This window comes from Thiospirillum jenense, assembly GCF_014145225.1.
Classification (GTDB): domain Bacteria; phylum Pseudomonadota; class Gammaproteobacteria; order Chromatiales; family Chromatiaceae; genus Thiospirillum; species Thiospirillum jenense.
This window is the reverse complement of sequence record NZ_JABVCQ010000010.1, coordinates 37,445-57,085: the sequence shown is the minus strand read 5'-3', so window position 1 is coordinate 57,085 and position 19,641 is coordinate 37,445. Positions and strand designations below refer to the sequence as shown.

Sequence of the window (19,641 nt, the reverse complement as noted above, 5' to 3'; positions counted from 1 at the left end):
CAACTGCCACCGCAATTATAAATCGGCTGTTGTTGTGGATGAATTCGAAGCGGTCGCTGCCGCTTTTATTTTTGATTCAGATTGCGCAGCTGTGTCCGTTTTATTAGCAGCAGGTGGCGGGGCGGTCTTATTATCACCATCACCTGATAACTTATTATTTGCACTCCCACTATCGCCACCATTGTTATTTTTATCCGTCGCATGAACATTGCGTTTATCGCCCTGTTTGAAGTCAGTTTCATACCACCCCGTCCCTTTCAAGCGAAAGGCTGGTGCGGATAACTTCTTTTTCAACGCTGCAACACCACACGCTGGGCAATCAATTAACGGTGCATCGGCAATCTTTTGCAGCGCATCAAACTCGTGTCCGCATTGTTCACAACGATATTCATAAATAGGCATTGTCATCACTCCGATTATTTGTTAAAGTTCATGGCGTTGTTCAATGGTCACGTTCAATACAATCCTAATCGAATTGAATGACGTTTACCATTGCACTATTTTAACCACTTACGCCACGATACGATACAGTTATCTACTTAATCGTCGCCGCGGCGCTTCTTTTGTTAATCACTAACCCACTAGACTATTATGACTGACAGCATCAAATACCTGCTCGATGAGCAACATTTGCCGACTAATTGGTACAACATCAGCGCCGATTTGCCCACGCCATTAGCACCCGTGCTACATCCGGCCACCTGTCAACCAATTACTACTGATGATCTTGCGCCCATTTTTCCCCGCGCTATTATTGAACAAGAAATGAGTTTAGAGCGGGAAATTGAAATACCCAAACCTGTGCGTGACGTGTATCGTCAATGGCGTCCATCACCATTATACCGAGCGCGGCGATTAGAAAAAGCATTAGATACGCCTGCCCGTATCTATTATAAATATGAAGGAGTTAGTCCATCTGGCAGTCATAAAACCAATACCGCAATTGCCCAAGCGTTTTATAACCAGCAGGAAGGTGTTAAACGCATGACGACCGAAACTGGTGCTGGTCAATGGGGATCGTCATTAGCGATGGCGGGCGCGCTATTTGGATTAGAAATAGTGGTATTCATGGTGCGCGTCAGTTTCGATCATAAACCCTATCGCCGTGCATTAATGGAAACCTTTGGCGCACAATGTATTGCCAGCCCAAGCTCACTCACCGAATCCGGACGCGCTGTATTGGCTACTAATCCCAATAGCAGCGGCAGTTTGGGGATTGCAATTAGTGAAGCAGTTGAATTAGCTGTGCAGCGTGATGACACGCGCTATGGATTAGGTAGTGTATTAAATCATGTGCTATTACATCAAACCGTAATTGGATTAGAAGCAATAGAACAAATGGCAATGGCACAGGATTATCCTGATATGATTATTGCTTGCACGGGTGGCGGCAGTAATTTTGCTGGGCTGGCATTTCCATTCATGCGCGAGTGTTTTCAACGGCAATTAAACACGCAATTTATTGCGGTCGAACCTTCGGCTTGTCCGACCTTAACTAAAGGCGCTTTTGCCTATGATTTTGGTGATACCGCGCATTTAACACCATTAGTCAAGATGTACACGTTGGGATCAGGATTTGTGCCACCGGGATTCCATGCCGGCGGGTTGCGTTATCACGGCATGGCGCCTCAAATTAGCCATTTAGCTAAACTAGGGTTTATTCAACCACGCATCTATAATCAATTAGAATGCTTCGCCGCTGGAATACAATTTGCCAAAGCTGAAGGAATTGTGCCAGCGCCCGAGGCGAATCATGCTGTGTGTGCGGCTATTGATGAAGCAAATAAATGTCGCATTAACGGTGAATCGAAAGCGATTCTATTTAATTTATCCGGACACGGACATTTTGATATGCAGGCGTATATGGATTATCAAGCTGGTAAATTGAAAGATTTGGAATACGATCATAATGAAGTCGCGCTTGCGTTGTCCGGATTGCCGGCAATTGATGCCGCGCTGCGTACCTAATTAACCCGAGGTGCATTATTCGCTGGGCGCCAGTTTTGGTCAATGAATTGCACCAATCTAGTGCGTTGTTAATTAGCAACGCACTTTTTTAGTTCACTTAGAGTATGCTCGGACAACGGCAACGCGCATTCTAGTTAGCCCGGCGGTGTCTGGCACACATGATGCTTACGCTGCCGCAGTCGGTCGTCACCCGCTGTCACAACGCATTGACTAGCGCCCAGCAAGTACGACTGCTTCACGCTGTTTTAATCAGTCTACCGTATTGTTTTTGGAGAACCCTCGATGTCTGCAACTGTCCTGAATATGATTAAAGATGAAGAAGTAAAGTTTGTTGATCTTCGTTTCACTGATACTCGTGGTAAAGAACAGCATGTTTCTTTACCAGCACATTCAATTAATGAAGCATTTTTTCAAGATGGCAAGATGTTTGATGGTTCATCTATTGCCGGTTGGAAAGGTATTCAAGAATCCGATATGGTGTTAATGCCAGAAGCCAGCACCGCCGTCATGGATCCATTTGCAGATGAAAAAACCTTAATCATTCGCTGCGATATTCTTGAACCGACCACCATGCAAGGGTATGAACGCGATCCACGTTCATTAGCAAAACGTGCTGAAGCCTATTTGAAATCCACTGGTATTGCTGATGTCGCTTATTTTGGTCCTGAATTAGAGTTCTTTATTCTTGATGATGTTCGCTGGGGTGCCAGCATGAGCGGCGCCTTTTATAAAGTGGATTCCGAAGAAGCCGGTTGGAATTCCGAACGAGTTTATGAAGATGGCAATATCGGCCATCGCCCCGGCGTCAAGGGTGGCTATTTCCCCGTTCCACCGGTTGATTCATTAAATGATTTACGCGCCGCCATGTGTTTAGCACTTGAAGAAATGGGCGTTCCCGTTGAAGTGCATCATCACGAGGTCGCTACTGCCGGTCAATGCGAAATTGGTACTCGTTATGACAGTTTAGTCCGCCGGGCAGATATGAACCAGATTCAAAAATACTGTGTTCAAAACGTCGCCCATGCCTATGGAAAAACCGTGACCTTCATGCCAAAACCATTGGTTGGAGATAATGGCAGTGGTATGCACGTTCATCAATCTTTAGCTAAAGATGGTAAAAATATTTTTGGCGGTGATAAATACGCTGGACTGTCAGAAGTTGCGCTGTATTATATTGGCGGCATTATTAAACATGCACGGGCGCTCAATGCGATTACAAATGCGTCCACCAATTCGTACAAGCGATTGGTACCCGGTTTTGAAGCACCCGTGATGCTGGCTTATTCAGCCCGCAATCGCTCCGCATCTATTCGTATTCCCTATGATCCAAATCCAAAAGCACGACGGATTGAAGTGCGCTTCCCTGATTCAACCGGCAATCCTTATTTATCATTTGCCGCCATGTTAATGGCTGGCTTGGATGGCATTCAAAATAAAATTCATCCGGGCGATGCAATGGATAAAGACCTGTATGATTTGCCTCCCGAAGAAGAAAAACAGATTCCACAAGTCTGTTATGCACTCGATCAAGCCCTCGAAGCCTTAGATAAAGATCGTGGCTTTTTAACTGCTGGTGGGGTGTTTTCAAATGATTTAATTGACGCTTATATCGAATTGAAAATGACTGAAGTCACACGGCTGCGTATGACCACGCACCCCGTCGAATTTGATATGTACTATAGTCTTTAACCGTCATATCTAAATAAAACGACACAGGGAAGTGTCGTATTCGTACGGTTAATAAAAACACCTTTTTTACAGCGTAGCACCACTAAAGATCATTCAACATGGAGCCTTGTATAGAGCAAACGATTCTCGATAATCTCAATACCGCTGTTTTGTTGTTTGATTCTCATCTTCACCTCAATTATATTAACCCCGCTGGTGAAGCATTATTATCCGTTAGTGCTAACTTAGTGCTTGGGCAATCCGCCAACGATTTGATTCCATTTCCTACCGAACCTATCACAACACGACTTCAATCCACTTTAATCACCCGTCACCCATTGACTGAACGCGAAATTGAATTGCAGCGTCCCGATGGGCAAATACTACATGTCAATTATACTGTATTACCACTACAACCGGCGGCACATCCGGCGGCATTGTTAATGGAATTACATCAAGTAGATCGCCAAATTCGTATTAACCGTGAAGAGCAGTTATTAACACAGCATCAAGCAACACAAGCATTGTTACGCGGCTTGGCACATGAAATAAAAAATCCTCTTGGTGGATTGCGTGGGGCGGCTCAATTATTAGAACGTGAATTACCCAATCGAGAGCTGCATGAATACACGCGCATTATTATTGATGAAGCTGACCGATTGCAAAATTTGCTTAACCGAATGATCGGGCCTAAACAACTGCCGCAATTACAACTAACCAATATTCATCAAGTTGTTGAGCATGTGCGCGGTTTGATTGTTGCTGAGTTTCCACATGGCCCGCGTATTATTCGGGCGTATGATCCCAGTATTCCAGAGTTAATTGCCGATCCTGAACATTTAATTCAAGCATTATTAAACATTGCACGGAATGGTGCTGAAGCCGCCGGCGTGAATGGCAGTTTGGTATTGCGCACTCGCATATTAAGGCAGTTCACCATTGGACATGTGCGTCACCGTTTAGTCATTCAAATTGAAATTGAAGATGACGGACCCGGGGTTGCTGATGAGATGCGTGATTATATTTTTTTACCAATGGTGTCCGGACGAGTTGGCGGCACTGGCTTAGGGCTTTCTATTGCACAAGAATTGATTAGTCAGCATCATGGTTTAGTTGAATACAATCGTCACGCATACAAAACACAGCTCCTCGTTTATTTACCATTACGCCATTTTGATGAATAGAATACCACGCATTTGGGTCATTGATGATGACCGATCTATTCGCTGGGTTTTAGAACGTGCATTACGCCAGGCGCACATGGATGTGACTAGTTTTTCTAATGGTATTGGCGTCATGGATGCACTGCAACGTGAACAACCCGATGTGATTTTATCGGATATACGGATGCCGGGGATTGATGGTTTAGAATTATTACGTCAAATAAAAACGCAATATCCAATATTGCCAGTCATTATTATGACAGCACATTCTGATTTAGATAGCGCCGTCTCTGCTTTTCATGGTGGCGCATTTGAATATTTACCCAAACCATTTGATATTGATGACGCAGTTGACCAAGTCCAGCGGGCGTGTCGCTGTCAAACCAATACGCCCAATCATGCAGAAGACTCTTTTACTCATACGCCGGATATCATTGGTGAAGCACCTACCATGCAGGAAGTATTCCGTGCCATTGGGCGATTAGCAAAATCGCATATTACCGTGTTAATTAACGGCGAATCTGGCACTGGGAAAGAATTAGTTGCACGCGCATTGCATCGTCATAGCCCGCGTTCTCATGCGCCCTTTATTGCATTAAATATGGCAGCAATTCCGCGTGATTTAATGGAATCTGAATTATTTGGCCATGAACGCGGTGCATTTACTGGCGCACAAGCGCGGCGTCAAGGTCGGTTTGAACAAGCCGATGGCGGGACATTATTTTTAGATGAAATTGGTGATATGCCTGCTGAATTACAAACACGCTTATTGCGCGTCTTGGCGGACGGCGAATTTTATCGTGTCGGGGGGTTAACTTCAATTAAAGTGGACGTCCGCATCATTGCTGCAACACATCAAAACTTACAAGAATTAGTACGGCGCGGATTATTTCGTGAGGATTTATTTCATCGAATTAATGTCATTCGTATTCATTTACCACCATTACGCGAACGGCGCGAAGACATTGCATTGTTAATGCGTTATTTTTTAACCCAAGCCGCTAAAGAATTGAATTGCGAAACCAAAGTATTAGCAACCGATGCGATTGAAAAACTCAAGCAATTAGATTGGCCGGGTAACGTGCGTCAATTAGAAAATACCGCCCGTTGGTTGACAGTGATGGCGTCGAGTAAAGAAATTCACGCTGAAGATTTACCGCCAGATTTGAATACATTAGACAATCAAGTTCCGGATGAACAGGAACAATGGGAGACGTTATTGCGCAGTTGGGCGCGGCGCATGTTGCGTATCGGTCAGCAATCATTATTGGCAACGGCAATGCCGACTTTTGAACGGGTGTTAATTGATTGTGCATTGGAACACACCGGCGGGCGGCGGCAAGAAGCAGCAAAGTTATTAGGCTGGGGGCGCAATACTTTGACCCGCAAAATTAAAGAATTAAAACTATAAATATTCGTTCACCAACAATTGATTTTTACGCACCTTAAATAAAATTAAATTGGCATTGCACCATTGGTTGACACATGTTTAATCAAGCACTCAGCACTTGGTATGCTGTCCTAAAGAATGATTTAAATCGCGCGGCGCACTTGCCAAATACACCGCCAGAACGCCGTTTTTTGTTAATGATTACAGCGGCGTTGGTTTTAATCACATTGGCCTTGTGGAGCATTGGTGATTATCATAGTGGGTTTATTGCACTCAATGCGTGGGCGCATCAATACCCGAATAAATATTGGGCAGCGTTAACCCTGCTTGGCGATGAACGTCTGCTATTGGTTATTACGTTAATAATTGCCCGGCGCTCGCCGCATGTATTCTGGAGTTTAATAATCTCGGCGTTGATTGCGGCGCTGTATGCACGCGGATTAAAACCACTTTTTGATGCAGCCCGCCCGCCCGCCGTATTAACGTCAGATGCGTTTTATTTGATTGGAAATGAATTAAAACGCCACAGTTTTCCGTCAGGACATAGCGTCACCGCCGGCGTTTTTTTTGCCGTGTTAATGTGTCATTACCGCTGGATTGAATGGCGGTTATTATTTGGGTTATTAGCAATACTGGTGGGGTTTAGTCGTATTGCAATAGGGGTGCATTGGCCAATTGATGTGACGGCCGGATTGGCGGGCGGCGTATTCGCCGCGTGGCTAGGTATTGGATTAGCGCAGCATTATCAATGGGGAATCACCAGCGGTTGGTTACACACTCTATTTATTATCATTGCCATCAGCGCCGCCCTATCACTGATAATTAGCGGCAGCGGTTATCCGCACGTTGATTTAATGGTGCGGGGGGTTGCCGCTGTGGCACTGGGTATGATGATTTATTTGTACAAATTGCCGACTTTATTCCGCCGTTCTGAATTAAACTAAAGCAAATATGTCGTATGGTTAATTCACCTGTGCCGTTGCAGGTTTAAGATACCAGTCTGTATTCTTAAATGATTGCTGCATTTCCAACCAATGCAACACTTCAAGCTGTCCATCGTGATGTTCAACTAATGCGGTGCAATTCTCCACCCAATCACCACAATTGCAATAGGTGACACCGTCAATTGCGCGTAATTCGGCATGGTGAATATGACCACACACGATGCCATCAACTTCTAATCGCCGCGCTGCATGAGCAACGGCGTATTCATACCGCCCAATGTAATTTACCGCATTTTTAACATGACGTTTGAGAAATGCGGCGAGTGACCAATAGCGCAGTCCGAAATGTCGCCGCAAACCATTAAATCGTTGGTTAATAGCGAGTAATAAATCATACAAATTGGAACCAATGAACGCCAGCCAGCGCCCGTGTTGCACAACCTGATCAAATACATCGCCGTGCATCACTAATAATCGCTCGCCTGCCAAAGTGGTATGAATGACTTCATCCCGCACGGCAATCTGACCAAAATGCGTTCCAATGTAGTTACGCATCATGTCATCGTGATTACCAGGAATATAAATTATCTCTGTTCCTTGCCGCGCTTTTTCCAGCAGACATTGCACAATGTGATTATGCTTTTCCGGCCAATACACGCCCTTTTTCATTGCCCAGAAGTCAATAATATCGCCGACCAGGTAGAGTTGTTTGCTGGCAGTTTTTTGCAAAAATTCTAAAATTAAATCGGCTTGACACCCGCGTGACCCCAGATGTAAATCCGATAGCCAAATGGTGCGGTAACGCAATGGGCGCAGCGGTTCAATATGACTCATATTCATTCCCCTTTTAATAGCAAAAATAGCAATAGACGGATGGTTTTTAATCACCACCGATACGTCATGCTCGCATGGCTATATTGCGGGGGAATAAAGAAGTGATGAAATTCTGATTAAACCAGCGGCGGGGCGGGAGTTGGAATGATGTGCCGGTGGTTGGGATAGGATTGGGGTGGCATGATGTCCACCCCAAAAAGCAAGTCAAATCAACGCATTAAACGCTATGCGCTCCGGCCATTTGAATGCCCTTGCCAGCGCGGATGTCGAGAATGCGTTTGAATACCACCATTAAGCCCGTCACTAAAAACCCGCCCGGTGGCAAGATCATCATTAAAATTGCCATGTCTGGTTCCATCAGTTTAATTTCCATGAACTTGAATGCGGGGCCGAATAATAATGACGCATCGGCAAATAAAGTACCGGCGCCGATAATTTCACGCACTGAACCAATCATGGTTAATGCGAGTGTAAAACCCAGCCCCATAAATAAACCATCGAGAAATGACGGCAATACCGGTTCTTTAGCGGCAAAGGCTTCTAATCGCGCTAATGGTAAGCAATTTGACACAATGAGTGGAATGAATAATCCCAGCACCTTGTATAATTCGTGCATCCACGCATTCATCACCAAATCAACAAAGGTGACATTCGCGGCAATAATGAGAATGTACACGGGAATACGCACTTCTCGGGTAATGTAATTGCGAAAGGCGGCAACCATTAAACTCGATGCGGCCATCACCACAGCGGTTGCTAATCCCATGCCCAACGCATTCGTGGCGCTGGTGGTCATTGCCATTGTCGGACACATGCCCAATAGCATGGATAAGACGCCATTGTTTTCCCATAAACCGTCACGAATGATGCGGCTATAACTCGTTGCCATTATTGATTCTCCAATAACTGTGCGCGATGTTCGGCAAAGAATTCTAAGCCTTTACGAATTGCGTCAATGGTGCCACGCGGGGTAATGGTGGCGCCGGTGAATTGATCGAATTGCCCGCCATCCTTTTTCACTGCCCATTTTTCTATTGGCGGATTGCCTAATGATAAGCCGTCAAATTGCAGCATCCAATCGGCGCGTTTCACGTCGATTTTATCACCCAACCCGGGCGTTTCTTTATGACTTAATACCCGCACGCCGAGGATTTTACCGTCCGCATCAATGCCGAGCATAAAGCGCATTTGCCCGGCATAGCCTGAGCCATAAGTTTCATACGCAACGCCCGTGACGGTATTGCCTTGACGCGCCCGATAAATGGTTAAGTCATTGCCATCAGCGTCGGGTATGACAATGGTATCAATTGCCGGATTATTATCATGCAATTGCTCAGGAATGACTTGCGCTAATGAGTTTTGGCGATCTTCCAATGCCCGCGCTAGAATGGCATCATGCGCGGCCAATTCAGTTAATGCCAAATAAACTCCGTAACCTAAGCAGAAGACGGCGAGAATGACGCCGTGCATAAAAATGGGTTGGTCTGCTTTCATTACTTGCCCTCCACTGGCAATGGATCACCTTTACGGGTGCGCCCAAATAATCGCGGCCGCGTGTATTGGTCAATAATGGGTGTGACGGAGTTCATTAATAACACGGCAAAGGCCATGCCTTCGGGATAACCGGCAAAGGTGCGAATGACCCAGGTTAATGCGCCCACGCCAAAGCCAAAGATTAATTGCCCGGTTTTTGATACGGGCGAGGTGACGTAATCGGTGGCAATGAAAAATGCACCGAGGAAGGTGGCGCCGGAGATTAAATGAAACCAGGCGGGTGAGAAGCGGTCGGGATTCACCAAATTGAATACGGTAGCGAATACGAAAATGGTGCCTAATACCATGCCCGGGATGTGCCAAGTAATAATTCGCCGCCGAATTAAAAACAGTCCGCCGAGCAGAATTAAAAATGCCGACGTTTCGCCTAAACTGCCCGATTTATACCCAACCGCTGAATTGACCGCGTATGGTGTATAACTGGTCATGTTAATGGTGCGCCCGTATTCATACACCGATTGCGACGCCGGAATGCCGCGTGACAATTCCGTTTTTACATACCCCAATGCCGTTGCGGCGGTAATCCCATCCGGCATGTCGCTATGAAAAGTAATGCTAATGGCTTGATTAAAACTGGGCGCGTTGTCGGTAAATAACGGATGCGGCGCAACCCACGCAGTCATGGCGACGGGGAATGACACTAATAATGCCACCCGCGCCACCATTGCGGGATTGAATAGGTTTTGACCTAATCCACCGAAGGGTTGTTTGGCTAATAAGATGGCGAATACCGCACCTAATAAACCAATCCACCACGGCGCCCAGGGCGGTAAGGTCATGGCTAATAACCAGCCAGTTAAAACCGCCGAGCCGTCGCTAATGGTGGCAATCACGCGGCGCTGCGCCAGCACCATGCTGAATGCCTCAACGAATACGCATGAACCGACGGTGACGCCGAATAGAAAAATTGCCGGCCAACCAAATAGATACAGGTCAAGGACGGTGGCGGGGACTAGCGCCAAAAGCACCGTGAACATGGTACGTTGCACGGTGTTTTCGGTGTGCGCGAACGGCCCGCTGCGGTCAGAAACGTCTTGAATATTGGGAAATTTCATGCGCCAGCCTCATCAGTCGCTGCCGCCGCCGCTTTGGGTTTGCGTGATGCCGCCCGCTGCGCCGCCAATCTTTCCAGCCGCGCATTGTGTGCCTCAGCCAACGTCTTGGTGCGCTCAGTTTTTTGATCCACCCGCGCTTTGGCATTGACCGCCCCTTTGGCGTAATTGAAATAATGCACCAGCGGGATGTGCGATGGGCAGACCCACGAGCAACTGCCGCAGGAGACGCAGTCCATCACGCCGAGTTTGACGGCACCGTCGAGGTCGTCATGGCGAATGCGGGCGGCGATTTCCACTGGTGTCAAGCCGCAGGCGCAGATGGCGACGCACGAGCCGCAGCGGATGCACGGATCAGACGGGCGGTCGTTAATTTCCAGCGCCGTCAACGCCAAAATGCCCGACGTGCCTTTGACGACTGGCACGTCCAGTCCCGGTAACGGCGATCCCATCATCGGCCCGCCCTGCACCATGCGCTCCGGTGGCTGGCTAAATCCGCCGCAGAATTCAATCAAATCACTCACCCGCGCCCCAATTGGTGCTTCAATATTCTTCGGCTGCGCAATGGCTTGACCACTCACCGTCACCACCCGCGACACCAGCGGTCGCCCAAATCGCACCGCCTGATGCACCGCCCGCGCTGTCGCTACGTTATGCACCACGACGCCGATGTCCGCCGTCAATTTGCGCGCCGGCGTTTCGCGGCCGGTGATCGCAAAGGTCAAATGCCGCTCCGATCCCATCGGATATTTCACCGGCACCGGCGTTACCGTGATTTCTGGAAACGCGGCGGCAGCGGCGGTGATTTTCTCCAACGCCTGCGGTTTATTGTCCTCAATCGCAATCACGATGCGCGCCGCACCGAGCGCGTGCGCCATAATGCGCGCACCATCAACGACTTCGTCGGTGTACTCGCGCATCACCCGATCATCACAGGTCAAGTACGGCTCGCACTCCGCCCCGTTAAGCAACAGCGTTTCAATGCGATACTGAATACCCAAGTTCAATTTCACCGCCGCCGGGAAGGTCGCGCCGCCCATGCCAACGATGCCCGATTCCGCCACGCGCTCGGCAATCGCCTGTGGACTGGCGGCGAACGGATCGGCGATGGGAGCGGGCAACACGCCCCACACATCCTGCCCGTCGGGGGCGATCACCACCGTCGCCTGCGGCAGCCCAGTCGGGTGCGGCGCGGGAATTTCGGTCACTTCCACCACCTGCCCCGAGGTCGAGGCGTGATGATGTACGGAAATGTTGCCCTGCCGCCGCGCAATCACCTGCCCTTTGGCGACCAGATCACCGGCTTGCACCAACACCTCGGCTGGCGCGCCGATATGCTGTTGCAGCGGAATGTATAACCGCTCGGGTAATGGCAAGCGTTCAATTGCCAATTCACCGGTTAATTCTTTGCGGTATTCGGGATGGATACCGCCCCGCACTGGAAAAGTTTTCATTTAATGACTCTCCAAACAATTGCCGCGTTGTGAATAATTAAACAACGCGGCGTGGGGCTTGTTATTTTCAATTCGAGGTGTGCAATTAGTGCAGCGTTTCTGATTGCGGTTTCGGCCAATGCCAGGTCGCCAATGTTTTCGGAATCTTGACCATTTTAATGGCATTCGTCGGGCAGACTTCAACACATTTGCCGCAACCGTGACAATTATCAGCCATTACCGTGTGCATTTGTTTATTTGCCCCGATAATACCGTCCACCGAACACTCTTTAATACACCGCGTGCAACCCACGCACAGGTCTTCATTAATAAACGCATAGGTCGGCACTGGCGCAACATGATCGGATAAATCCACCGAAACACCCAAGCGTTTTGCTAATTGTTCCGCCACTGCTTTACCGCCTGGGGTGCACAGCGTCACGGGCGCTTCACCGCGAGCTAATGCCCCCGCATATTGTGAGCAACCGACATAACCGCATTGCCCGCATTGAGAACCGGGTAATAACCCTTGCAATTCTAATTCAAGCGGATCCTCTTCTACCGCTAATAAGCGAGCGGCCACGCCCAATACGCCACCTAATGCCAATCCCATTGCGGTTAAACTGCCAATTGCCGTCAACATATACATCGTGTGTCACCTCGGTTATGAATGGGTGCTAATCCCAGAAAAGCCTAAAAACGCCAATGCCAATAAACTCGCGGTAATAAATCCAATCGGCGGGCCGGCAAATAAACGTGGCACTTCAGAAAAGGCCAACCGCTCGCGCAAGCCGGCAAACATCACCATCACCAGGGTGAATCCCAATGATGAAGAGAAGCCAAATAAGGTCGCTTCAATAAAGTTCATCTTGTGTTCAACCAAGATTAACGCCACGCCCAATACCGCACAATTCGTGGTAATCAGCGGCAAATAAATCCCCAACATTTTGAATAACGGCGGTGACACCTTGCGCACCGTCAATTCAGTAAATTGCACCGCCGCGGCAATGACCAAAATAAAGGTCACGGTGCGCAGGTACCATAGATCATAGGGGCCGAGGAGGTAATTCCCAACCGCCCAGTCCACCATTGATGAAACGGTAATAACAAAGGTGGTCGCCAATCCCATGCCAATTGCCGTATCAAGGCGGGTTGTCACGCCCATAAATGAGCATAACCCTAAAAAGCGGGCGAGAATGACATTGTTCACTAACGCCGCGCCAATCATTAAAAGCACATAGTCCTGCATGACAGTTTCCCAATAATTTCCTGATGATTTCCCAATAATTGATTAACCAGTTTTTAATCAGTGGTTATGCGGCAGTGATTTGACAAGTCGTGGCACTGCGATTAGCACGGCGTAAAAAATACGGCGCTAATTGCCCGGTTGCGCTGAGAATATAGGCCACCCCGCGTGCCGCTAATAACCCAATGCCCAAGCCAATGGCGGTGGCAATCATGGTAATGACATCATCACCGGCAAGTGATTGGGCTACAATACCAACTAATAGCATTATCAATAATGGCAATACATAAGCCGTCATTGAAGCGCGTAATAGAGCGCGGTGACTAACGCCAATGACTAATCGCTCGCCAACGCGAAATTCATCGGTATTGACTAATGTAAAACGCCGCCCGATGAGGCGATTGGCCGCCGATCCCCACTCCCTGCTGCCACAATGACCCGCCGCCACGCAACTGCCGCAACTGGTGGACTGCTCCGGTTCCAGCAGCGCGTACTTTCCTTCCAACGCCACGACGCGGGCGATTGCTTCGACCAATTCTGGTTGATTGGCGGCGGCAATCCAATCTGGATCATCCGTCGCCTGCCCCCGTGAGTGTTCCATAATTACCTCCTGTGTCGTGTGACAAAACAGACATCACCCATGCGATTGCACTGTGGCGACGGTTAATTTTGATGTCAATTCAATGGTTAAACACAATTCACGCACACCAGTGTGACCGTTTCCACCACACAAGCAAAAATCTAACCATCCTGCAAACAACATTAGACAGAACACGGACAGCAAAACTGCCGTGAGCGGGTGAACTGATGCGGGTTGATGTCAGGACGGTCGGTTTGGCGAGGCAGGGAGGGTGCGTGAGCGGCGCACAAGCCTACTGTACTGCCAAGTCACGGCAAGATGCAATGCCAATCATCAATGATGCCTAAGTCGTTGATTTGACAATAGATAGCATCAATCCAACAAATTAGGTTACTCTAAATACACGCCCCCAGCGGCGCTATCCAGCGTGAATCGTGAATGATTAATTTTATTCACCGCCGCGCTAGTTTTATTTCCAATTCCATTGCGGAGATTGATTAACATTATGACCACAACCCGACCCTTTAATTTCAGTGCCGGCCCCGCGATCTTACCCGAAGTGGTATTAGAACAGGCGCGAGATGAATTATTAAATTGGCATGAGAGCGGCATGTGCGTTGCCGAAATGAGCCATCGCGGTAAAGAGTTCATGCACATTGCCTCCCAAGCCGAAAGCGATTTGCGCGAATTATTAGGCATTCCTGATAATTATAAAGTGTTATTTTTACAGGGCGGCGCCTCCAGTCAATTCGCGTTAATTCCAATGAACTTATTACCCCCCGGCGGCTGCGCGGATTATATTAACACCGGCACCTGGTCACAAAAAGCCATTGGCGAAGCCCGCCGCATTGGTGCAATTAACATTGCCACGACCACTGAAGAATCACGCTTTACCCGCGCACCAGCTGCGAATGAATTAACGCTCACGCCCAATGCCGCGTATGTGCATTACACGCCAAATGAAACGATTGAAGGTGTTGAGTTTCCATACGTTCCCGCCACCGGTAATGTGCCATTAATTGCCGACATGTCCTCCACCTTATTATCACGCCCAATTGACGTGAAACAATTCGGTTTTATTTATGCCGGCGCGCAAAAAAACATTGGTCCGGCCGGTTTAACCATTGTGATTGTGCGTGATGATTTAATTGGCAAGGCGCCCGCCAATACGCCCGCGATGTTTGATTACAAAGTTCACGCCGATAATGGCTCGATGTATAACACGCCGCCAACCTATGCGTGGTATTTAGCCGGGTTGGTATTTAAATGGTTAAAAGATCAGGGCGGCTTGACGGCAATGGCTACCATTAATCAACGTAAAGCGGCGTTATTATACGATGCGATTGATCGGTCGGATTTTTATCATAGCCCAGTTGATCCGGCAGCGCGCTCTTGGATGAATGTGCCATTCACATTAACCAATCCCGCATTAGATAAACCGTTTTTAACCCAAGCTAAAGCCGCCGGGTTATTAGCGTTGCAAGGTCATCGCTCAGTCGGTGGAATGCGTGCCAGCATTTATAACGCCATGCCCGAAGCCGGCGTTAACGCATTAGTGCAATTCATGGCCGAGTTTGAACGTACCCAGGGTTAAGTCAAATTGATTGAATTAACTTGACTGAACTAACCCAACGCACTGCACCAATGATCGTTAGTTAAAATTGCCAATTGGTCATGCGTTCAAACAATCAACATGTGTTGCTAATATGAGCGCCAACTGCCTCAATTAGCAACACCACACACGGATTTAATTTTTCATTATGGCACAATACATTTACACGATGAATCGCGTGGGCAAGGTTGTCCCACCTAAGCGCGTCATTTTGCGCGATATTTCATTATCGTTTTTCCCCGGGGCGAAAATTGGCGTCCTCGGACTCAATGGGTCGGGTAAATCAACGCTATTAAAAATCATGGCAGGATTGGATACCGATATTGAAGGTGAAGCGCGGCCGCAGCCGGGGATTCATATTGGTTTTTTATCGCAAGAACCGCAATTAGATCCGGCAAAAGATGTGCGCGGCAATGTTGAAGAAGCGGTTGCGCCAATTAAAAACGCACTCGAACGATTGGATCAGGTGTATGCGGCTTATGCCGAAGAAGATGCCGATTTTGATGCGTTAGCAAAGACGCAGGCTGAATTAGAAGACTTTATTCAAGCAACCGATGGTCATCAATTAGATCGGACATTAGAAGTCGCCGCAGACGCATTACGTTTGCCGCCCTGGGATGCCGATGTCACGCGCTTATCCGGCGGTGAACGGCGGCGCGTGGCGCTGTGCCGATTATTATTATCTAAACCCGATATGCTGCTATTAGATGAGCCAACCAATCATTTAGACGCTGAATCAGTGGCGTGGCTGGAACATTTTTTACATGATTATAGCGGGACGGTGGTGGCTGTCACCCATGATCGCTATTTCTTAGATAATGTCGCCGGTTGGATTTTAGAATTAGATCGCGGTTACGGTATTCCCTGGGAGGGTAATTATTCATCGTGGTTAGAACAAAAAGAGGCGCGGTTGGCAATTGAACAAAAGCAAGAACAGGCGCGCATTAAAACCATGCAGCACGAATTGGAATGGGTGCGAGCAAATCCCAAAGGGCGTCATGCCAAGAGTAAAGCCCGGTTGGCGCGCTTTGATGAATTGCAATCACAAGAGTTTCAATCCCGCAATGAAACCAATGAGATTTACATTCCACCTGGGCCAAGATTAGGTGATTTGGTGATTGAAGCAACGGGATTAAAAAAGGCGTATGGCGATAATCTATTGTATGATAATTTGTCATTCAATTTGCCGAAAGGCGGTATTGTTGGCGTGATTGGGCCGAATGGCGCAGGTAAAACGACGTTATTCCGCATTTTAACCAGTCAAGAACAGGCCGACGCGGGTGATTTGCGCATTGGTGAGACGGTGCAAATGGCCTGTGTGGATCAAAGCCGCGATGCGTTGGATGATAATAAAACGGTGTGGGAAGAGATTAGCGACGGTCAAGATATTTTAATTGTCGGGCGCTATGAAATGCCGTCGCGGGCGTATGTTAGCCGCTTTAATTTCAAAGGCACCGATCAACAAAAACGGATTGGGGATTTATCCGGCGGTGAACGTAATCGTGTTCATTTAGCCAAATTATTAAAAAGCGGCGGTAATGTTTTATTACTTGACGAACCCACGAATGATTTGGATGTTGAAACGCTGCGGGCATTAGAAGAAGCGTTATTAGCATTCCCGGGCTGCGCGGTTGTCATTAGCCATGATCGTTGGTTTTTAGATCGCATTGCAACGCACATTTTAGCGTTTGAGGGTGATTCACAAGTCACATGGTTTGAAGGCAATTATGCCGATTATGAAGCGGATCGGCATCGGCGATTAGGCACAGATGCCGATCAACCGCATCGTATTCGTTATCGCCCATTGCATTAACCGACCATAAACAGGCAATAGGATGCGGCGTGTTGATAAACCGCATCCTAATTGTCATTAAAATAACAACGGCTTATGATTAACCAACTGTTTGAACACTTCGATTTTGCTCAATTAGACTCACCTGATTTCAAAGAAGACAGTGTGCGGGAAGTGTTAATTCTGCCATTGTTAAAGCAGCTTGGCTATGAACAACCGCACATCGTCCGCAGCAAAAGTTTAATCCATCCATTTTTGAAAATTGGCAGTCAAAAACGGCCGATTAAATTAATTCCTGATTACTTATTAAAGGTCAGCAATAATTATGCGTGGGTATTAGATGCCAAAGCGCCAAATGAAAATATCCAATCAGGCGACAACGTTGAACAGGTTTATTCGTATAGCATTCATCCCGAAGTGCGCAGTACTTTCTTTGCATTATGCAACGGCCGCGCCTTTGCATTATTTCGGCAAGATGTGACCAAGCCAATTTTATATTTTCAATTAAAAGACATTGCGCAATATTGGGATGATTTATATGCACATCTGGCGCCCAGTGCATTTCAAATGGGCAAGCGGTTTGTTTATTCGCCGCCGAAAAGTGCGATCAACACTGCGCCGTTTGATTATTTAAGTCAGCCGTTATTGGAAGAAATCACGGTTAAAAAACGAGCGGCAAAACGGCATTTCGGTGTGCATGGGTATTTTACTAAACAGGCGTGGAATGTTGTAAATCAATACATTGCGCATTTTTCACAACCGGGCGATTTGGTATTAGACTCCTTCGGTGGCAGTGGCATCACAGCAATTGAAGCAATGATGTTAGATAGACGAGCGATTCATTTAGATTTAAATCCCATGTCCGCTTTTTTGGTGGATAGTTTAACCCATCCTGTTGATTTAGATGAATTAAAAATCAATTTTGAACAAATTAAATTTGCATATTTACGGCATGAACCAATCAGCGAAGATGCAATTGAAAAAGCGTTAAAAAAATACCCGTATCCAAAAGATTTTGTTTTGCCAAAAGGTTCGGATGTTCAGCTAATACAAGATTTGTTTAGCAAAAAACAGTTAGCACAACTCGGATTTTTAAAGCATTTAATCTTAAAAAAATCAAATAAAAATACACAAAAACCACTGTTGTTGGCATTTTCAAGTACGCTGAATAAACTAAATCTTACTTATCACCACTCAACTTATGCTACTAAAAACGCGGGTGACAGTAGTCCAATGCGGTATTATCGCTATAGGATTGCGCCAGCTTGTGTTGATTTAGATTTGTTAAAAACTTATGAAAAGAAATTTTCGGCAGTCGTTAATGCCAAACTTGAAATAGCAGACAAAATTAATCAAGACACCATTGCCAATTTGCAAGTGATGCAAGGCACGGCAACCGATTTATCATTCCTGAAAAAAGAAAGTGTTGATTACATTTACACCGACCCGCCCTATGGTAAAAAAATCCCCTATCTTGATTTATCAGTGATGTGGAATGCGTGGTTAGAGTTGCCAGTAACGGAACAGGATTATGCGTTAGAAGCAATTGAAGGCGGCGAGCATGAAAAAAGCAAAGCTGACTATAATGCACTCATTGCAAAAAGCATTGCGGAAATGTACCGTGTATTAAAATTCGACCGCTGGATGTCATTCGTTTTTGCGCATAAGGACCCGGAGTTTTGGCATTTAATTATTGAAACAGCCGAGCGGTGTGGATTTGAATATGTCGGGGCAGTGGCGCAAAAGAATGGACAAACCAGTTTTAAGAAACGACAAAATCCATTCACCGTTTTATCAGGTCAATTAATTATTAACTTTAGAAAGGTGCGGCGTCCCAAATATATTATGAAAGCCAGTTTGGGTATGGATATTGGCGATATTGTGATTCAGACCGTTGAAGGCGTGATTGCCAAATATCAGGGCGCGACTCTGGAACAAATCAACGACGAGTTAATTATTAAAGGGCTGGAACTAGGTTTTTTAGATTTATTAAAAAAGCAGTATTCAGATTTAACGCCATTATTATTAGAATTATTTGATTTTGACAAGTCAAGCGAATGCTTTACAATCAAAGCGAATAAATCTTTTACCACGCAAATTGATTTGCATCTGCGGGTGCGTTATTACCTGATTTCTTATCTACGCCGCATGGAGCGTGAAAACAAATCCGCAATCTTTGATGACATCGTTTTTGCCATCATGCCGCTATTAAAAAATGGTGTCACGCCTGAATCACAAACCATCCTCAGTGTATTAGAAGACATTGCCTATTGCGTCGGTGATGGGTGGCGCTTAAAAGCAGATGGGCAAGCAACGTTATTGTTAATCAGTACGAATTAGTGTTGTGCGACAATGATAATTTTCGGTGCTGCTTCGCCGAGATTTCTTTATTACTCACTCATCCT

General features: G+C 46.9%; 17 protein-coding genes. 8 read left to right on the top strand and 9 right to left on the bottom strand.

Features of this window, described 5'->3' with window-relative positions; translation table 11 throughout:
* Positions 1 to 15: 15 nt before the first annotated feature.
* Positions 16 to 402, bottom strand: a complete 387-nt coding sequence (locus HUK38_RS06150; RefSeq protein WP_182583448.1) for an FmdB family zinc ribbon protein — start codon at positions 400 to 402, stop codon at positions 16 to 18.
* A 189-nt stretch (positions 403 to 591) separates the two neighbouring features.
* Here HUK38_RS06150 and HUK38_RS06145 point away from each other — a divergent pair, with 189 nt between their 5' ends.
* The 5 genes from HUK38_RS06145 to HUK38_RS06125 all read left to right on the top strand — a co-directional run bounded on the left by HUK38_RS06145 (position 592) and on the right by HUK38_RS06125 (position 7,133).
* Entirely contained in the window at positions 592 to 1,968 is a 1,377-nt protein-coding gene (locus HUK38_RS06145) for a TrpB-like pyridoxal phosphate-dependent enzyme (RefSeq protein WP_182583447.1), read from the top strand.
* 282 nt (positions 1,969 to 2,250) lie between these two features.
* A complete protein-coding gene (gene glnA / locus HUK38_RS06140) occupies positions 2,251 to 3,657 on the top strand; it encodes a glutamate--ammonia ligase (protein WP_182583446.1) in 1,407 nt (468 codons plus the stop codon).
* A gap of 98 nt (positions 3,658 to 3,755) precedes the next feature.
* The gene (glnL, locus tag HUK38_RS06135; RefSeq protein WP_182583445.1) at positions 3,756 to 4,820 is read left to right on the top strand and encodes a nitrogen regulation protein NR(II); all 1,065 of its coding nucleotides are present in this window, start codon (positions 3,756 to 3,758) and stop codon (positions 4,818 to 4,820) included.
* Positions 4,813 to 6,210, top strand: a complete 1,398-nt coding sequence (gene ntrC, locus HUK38_RS06130; RefSeq protein WP_182583444.1) for a nitrogen regulation protein NR(I) — start codon at positions 4,813 to 4,815, stop codon at positions 6,208 to 6,210. Before glnL ends, ntrC begins: the two co-directional genes overlap by 8 nt.
* A gap of 74 nt (positions 6,211 to 6,284) precedes the next feature.
* A complete protein-coding gene (locus HUK38_RS06125) occupies positions 6,285 to 7,133 on the top strand; it encodes a phosphatase PAP2 family protein (RefSeq protein WP_182583443.1) in 849 nt (282 codons plus the stop codon).
* An 18-nt stretch (positions 7,134 to 7,151) separates the two neighbouring features.
* Here the strand turns inward: HUK38_RS06125 and HUK38_RS06120 are convergent, their stop codons facing one another.
* The 8 genes from HUK38_RS06120 to HUK38_RS06085 form a co-directional block, all read right to left on the bottom strand.
* Positions 7,152 to 7,967: a UDP-2,3-diacylglucosamine diphosphatase gene (locus HUK38_RS06120; RefSeq protein WP_182583442.1), complete on the bottom strand. Its 816-nt coding sequence runs from the start codon at positions 7,965 to 7,967 to the stop codon at positions 7,152 to 7,154.
* A 217-nt stretch (positions 7,968 to 8,184) separates the two neighbouring features.
* Complete coding sequence (locus tag HUK38_RS06115) at positions 8,185 to 8,856, bottom strand: electron transport complex subunit E (RefSeq protein ID WP_182583441.1); 672 nt, start codon at positions 8,854 to 8,856, stop codon at positions 8,185 to 8,187.
* A complete protein-coding gene (gene rsxG / locus HUK38_RS06110; RefSeq protein WP_182583440.1) occupies positions 8,856 to 9,461 on the bottom strand; it encodes an electron transport complex subunit RsxG in 606 nt (201 codons plus the stop codon). Before rsxG ends, HUK38_RS06115 begins: the two co-directional genes overlap by 1 nt.
* On the bottom strand, positions 9,461 to 10,576 hold the full coding sequence (locus tag HUK38_RS06105; protein ID WP_182583439.1) for an RnfABCDGE type electron transport complex subunit D: 1,116 nt from the start codon (positions 10,574 to 10,576) through the stop codon (positions 9,461 to 9,463). Before HUK38_RS06105 ends, rsxG begins: the two co-directional genes overlap by 1 nt.
* Complete coding sequence (gene rsxC / locus HUK38_RS06100; protein ID WP_182583438.1) at positions 10,573 to 12,027, bottom strand: electron transport complex subunit RsxC; 1,455 nt, start codon at positions 12,025 to 12,027, stop codon at positions 10,573 to 10,575. The genes HUK38_RS06105 and rsxC overlap by 4 nt, the downstream gene beginning before the upstream one ends.
* An 85-nt stretch (positions 12,028 to 12,112) precedes the next feature.
* Complete coding sequence (locus HUK38_RS06095) at positions 12,113 to 12,649, bottom strand: RnfABCDGE type electron transport complex subunit B (protein ID WP_182583491.1); 537 nt, start codon at positions 12,647 to 12,649, stop codon at positions 12,113 to 12,115.
* 21 nt (positions 12,650 to 12,670) lie between these two features.
* Positions 12,671 to 13,255, bottom strand: a complete 585-nt coding sequence (gene rsxA / locus HUK38_RS06090) for an electron transport complex subunit RsxA (RefSeq protein ID WP_182583437.1) — start codon at positions 13,253 to 13,255, stop codon at positions 12,671 to 12,673.
* A 64-nt stretch (positions 13,256 to 13,319) separates the two neighbouring features.
* The gene (locus HUK38_RS06085) at positions 13,320 to 13,853 is read right to left on the bottom strand and encodes a SoxR reducing system RseC family protein (RefSeq protein ID WP_182583436.1); all 534 of its coding nucleotides are present in this window, start codon (positions 13,851 to 13,853) and stop codon (positions 13,320 to 13,322) included.
* A gap of 484 nt (positions 13,854 to 14,337) precedes the next feature.
* Here HUK38_RS06085 and serC point away from each other — a divergent pair, with 484 nt between their 5' ends.
* The 3 genes from serC (at position 14,338) to HUK38_RS06070 (ending at position 19,576) form a co-directional block, all read left to right on the top strand.
* Complete coding sequence (serC, locus tag HUK38_RS06080; RefSeq protein WP_182583435.1) at positions 14,338 to 15,426, top strand: 3-phosphoserine/phosphohydroxythreonine transaminase; 1,089 nt, start codon at positions 14,338 to 14,340, stop codon at positions 15,424 to 15,426.
* Positions 15,427 to 15,592: 166 nt separating this feature from the next.
* Positions 15,593 to 17,257 (top strand): energy-dependent translational throttle protein EttA, encoded by a 1,665-nt coding sequence (ettA, locus tag HUK38_RS06075; protein ID WP_182583434.1) that lies wholly within the window; start codon positions 15,593 to 15,595, stop codon positions 17,255 to 17,257.
* A 75-nt stretch (positions 17,258 to 17,332) separates the two neighbouring features.
* A complete protein-coding gene (locus HUK38_RS06070) occupies positions 17,333 to 19,576 on the top strand; it encodes a DNA methyltransferase (protein ID WP_194374847.1) in 2,244 nt (747 codons plus the stop codon).
* The last annotated feature ends 65 nt before the right edge of the window (positions 19,577 to 19,641 follow it).

Bases quoted from the DNA above. Each gene is read 5' to 3' on its own strand.
- glnL (WP_182583445.1), top strand. From the start codon at position 3,756: ATGGAGCCTTGTATAGAGCAAACGATTCTCGATAATCTCAATACCGCT.
- rsxC (WP_182583438.1), bottom strand. From the start codon at position 12,027: ATGAAAACTTTTCCAGTGCGGGGCGGTATCCATCCCGAATACCGCAAA.
- HUK38_RS06125 (WP_182583443.1), top strand. From the start codon at position 6,285: ATGTTTAATCAAGCACTCAGCACTTGGTATGCTGTCCTAAAGAATGAT.
- HUK38_RS06145 (WP_182583447.1), top strand. From the start codon at position 592: ATGACTGACAGCATCAAATACCTGCTCGATGAGCAACATTTGCCGACT.
- HUK38_RS06120 (WP_182583442.1), bottom strand. From the start codon at position 7,967: ATGAGTCATATTGAACCGCTGCGCCCATTGCGTTACCGCACCATTTGG.
- ettA (WP_182583434.1), top strand. From the start codon at position 15,593: ATGGCACAATACATTTACACGATGAATCGCGTGGGCAAGGTTGTCCCA.
- rsxA (WP_182583437.1), bottom strand. From the start codon at position 13,255: ATGCAGGACTATGTGCTTTTAATGATTGGCGCGGCGTTAGTGAACAAT.
- HUK38_RS06105 (WP_182583439.1), bottom strand. From the start codon at position 10,576: ATGAAATTTCCCAATATTCAAGACGTTTCTGACCGCAGCGGGCCGTTC.
- HUK38_RS06070 (WP_194374847.1), top strand. From the start codon at position 17,333: ATGATTAACCAACTGTTTGAACACTTCGATTTTGCTCAATTAGACTCA.
- HUK38_RS06085 (WP_182583436.1), bottom strand. From the start codon at position 13,853: ATGGAACACTCACGGGGGCAGGCGACGGATGATCCAGATTGGATTGCC.
- HUK38_RS06095 (WP_182583491.1), bottom strand. From the start codon at position 12,649: ATGTTGACGGCAATTGGCAGTTTAACCGCAATGGGATTGGCATTAGGT.
- rsxG (WP_182583440.1), bottom strand. From the start codon at position 9,461: ATGAAAGCAGACCAACCCATTTTTATGCACGGCGTCATTCTCGCCGTC.
- glnA (WP_182583446.1), top strand. From the start codon at position 2,251: ATGTCTGCAACTGTCCTGAATATGATTAAAGATGAAGAAGTAAAGTTT.
- HUK38_RS06150 (WP_182583448.1), bottom strand. From the start codon at position 402: ATGCCTATTTATGAATATCGTTGTGAACAATGCGGACACGAGTTTGAT.
- serC (WP_182583435.1), top strand. From the start codon at position 14,338: ATGACCACAACCCGACCCTTTAATTTCAGTGCCGGCCCCGCGATCTTA.
- HUK38_RS06115 (WP_182583441.1), bottom strand. From the start codon at position 8,856: ATGGCAACGAGTTATAGCCGCATCATTCGTGACGGTTTATGGGAAAAC.
- ntrC (WP_182583444.1), top strand. From the start codon at position 4,813: ATGAATAGAATACCACGCATTTGGGTCATTGATGATGACCGATCTATT.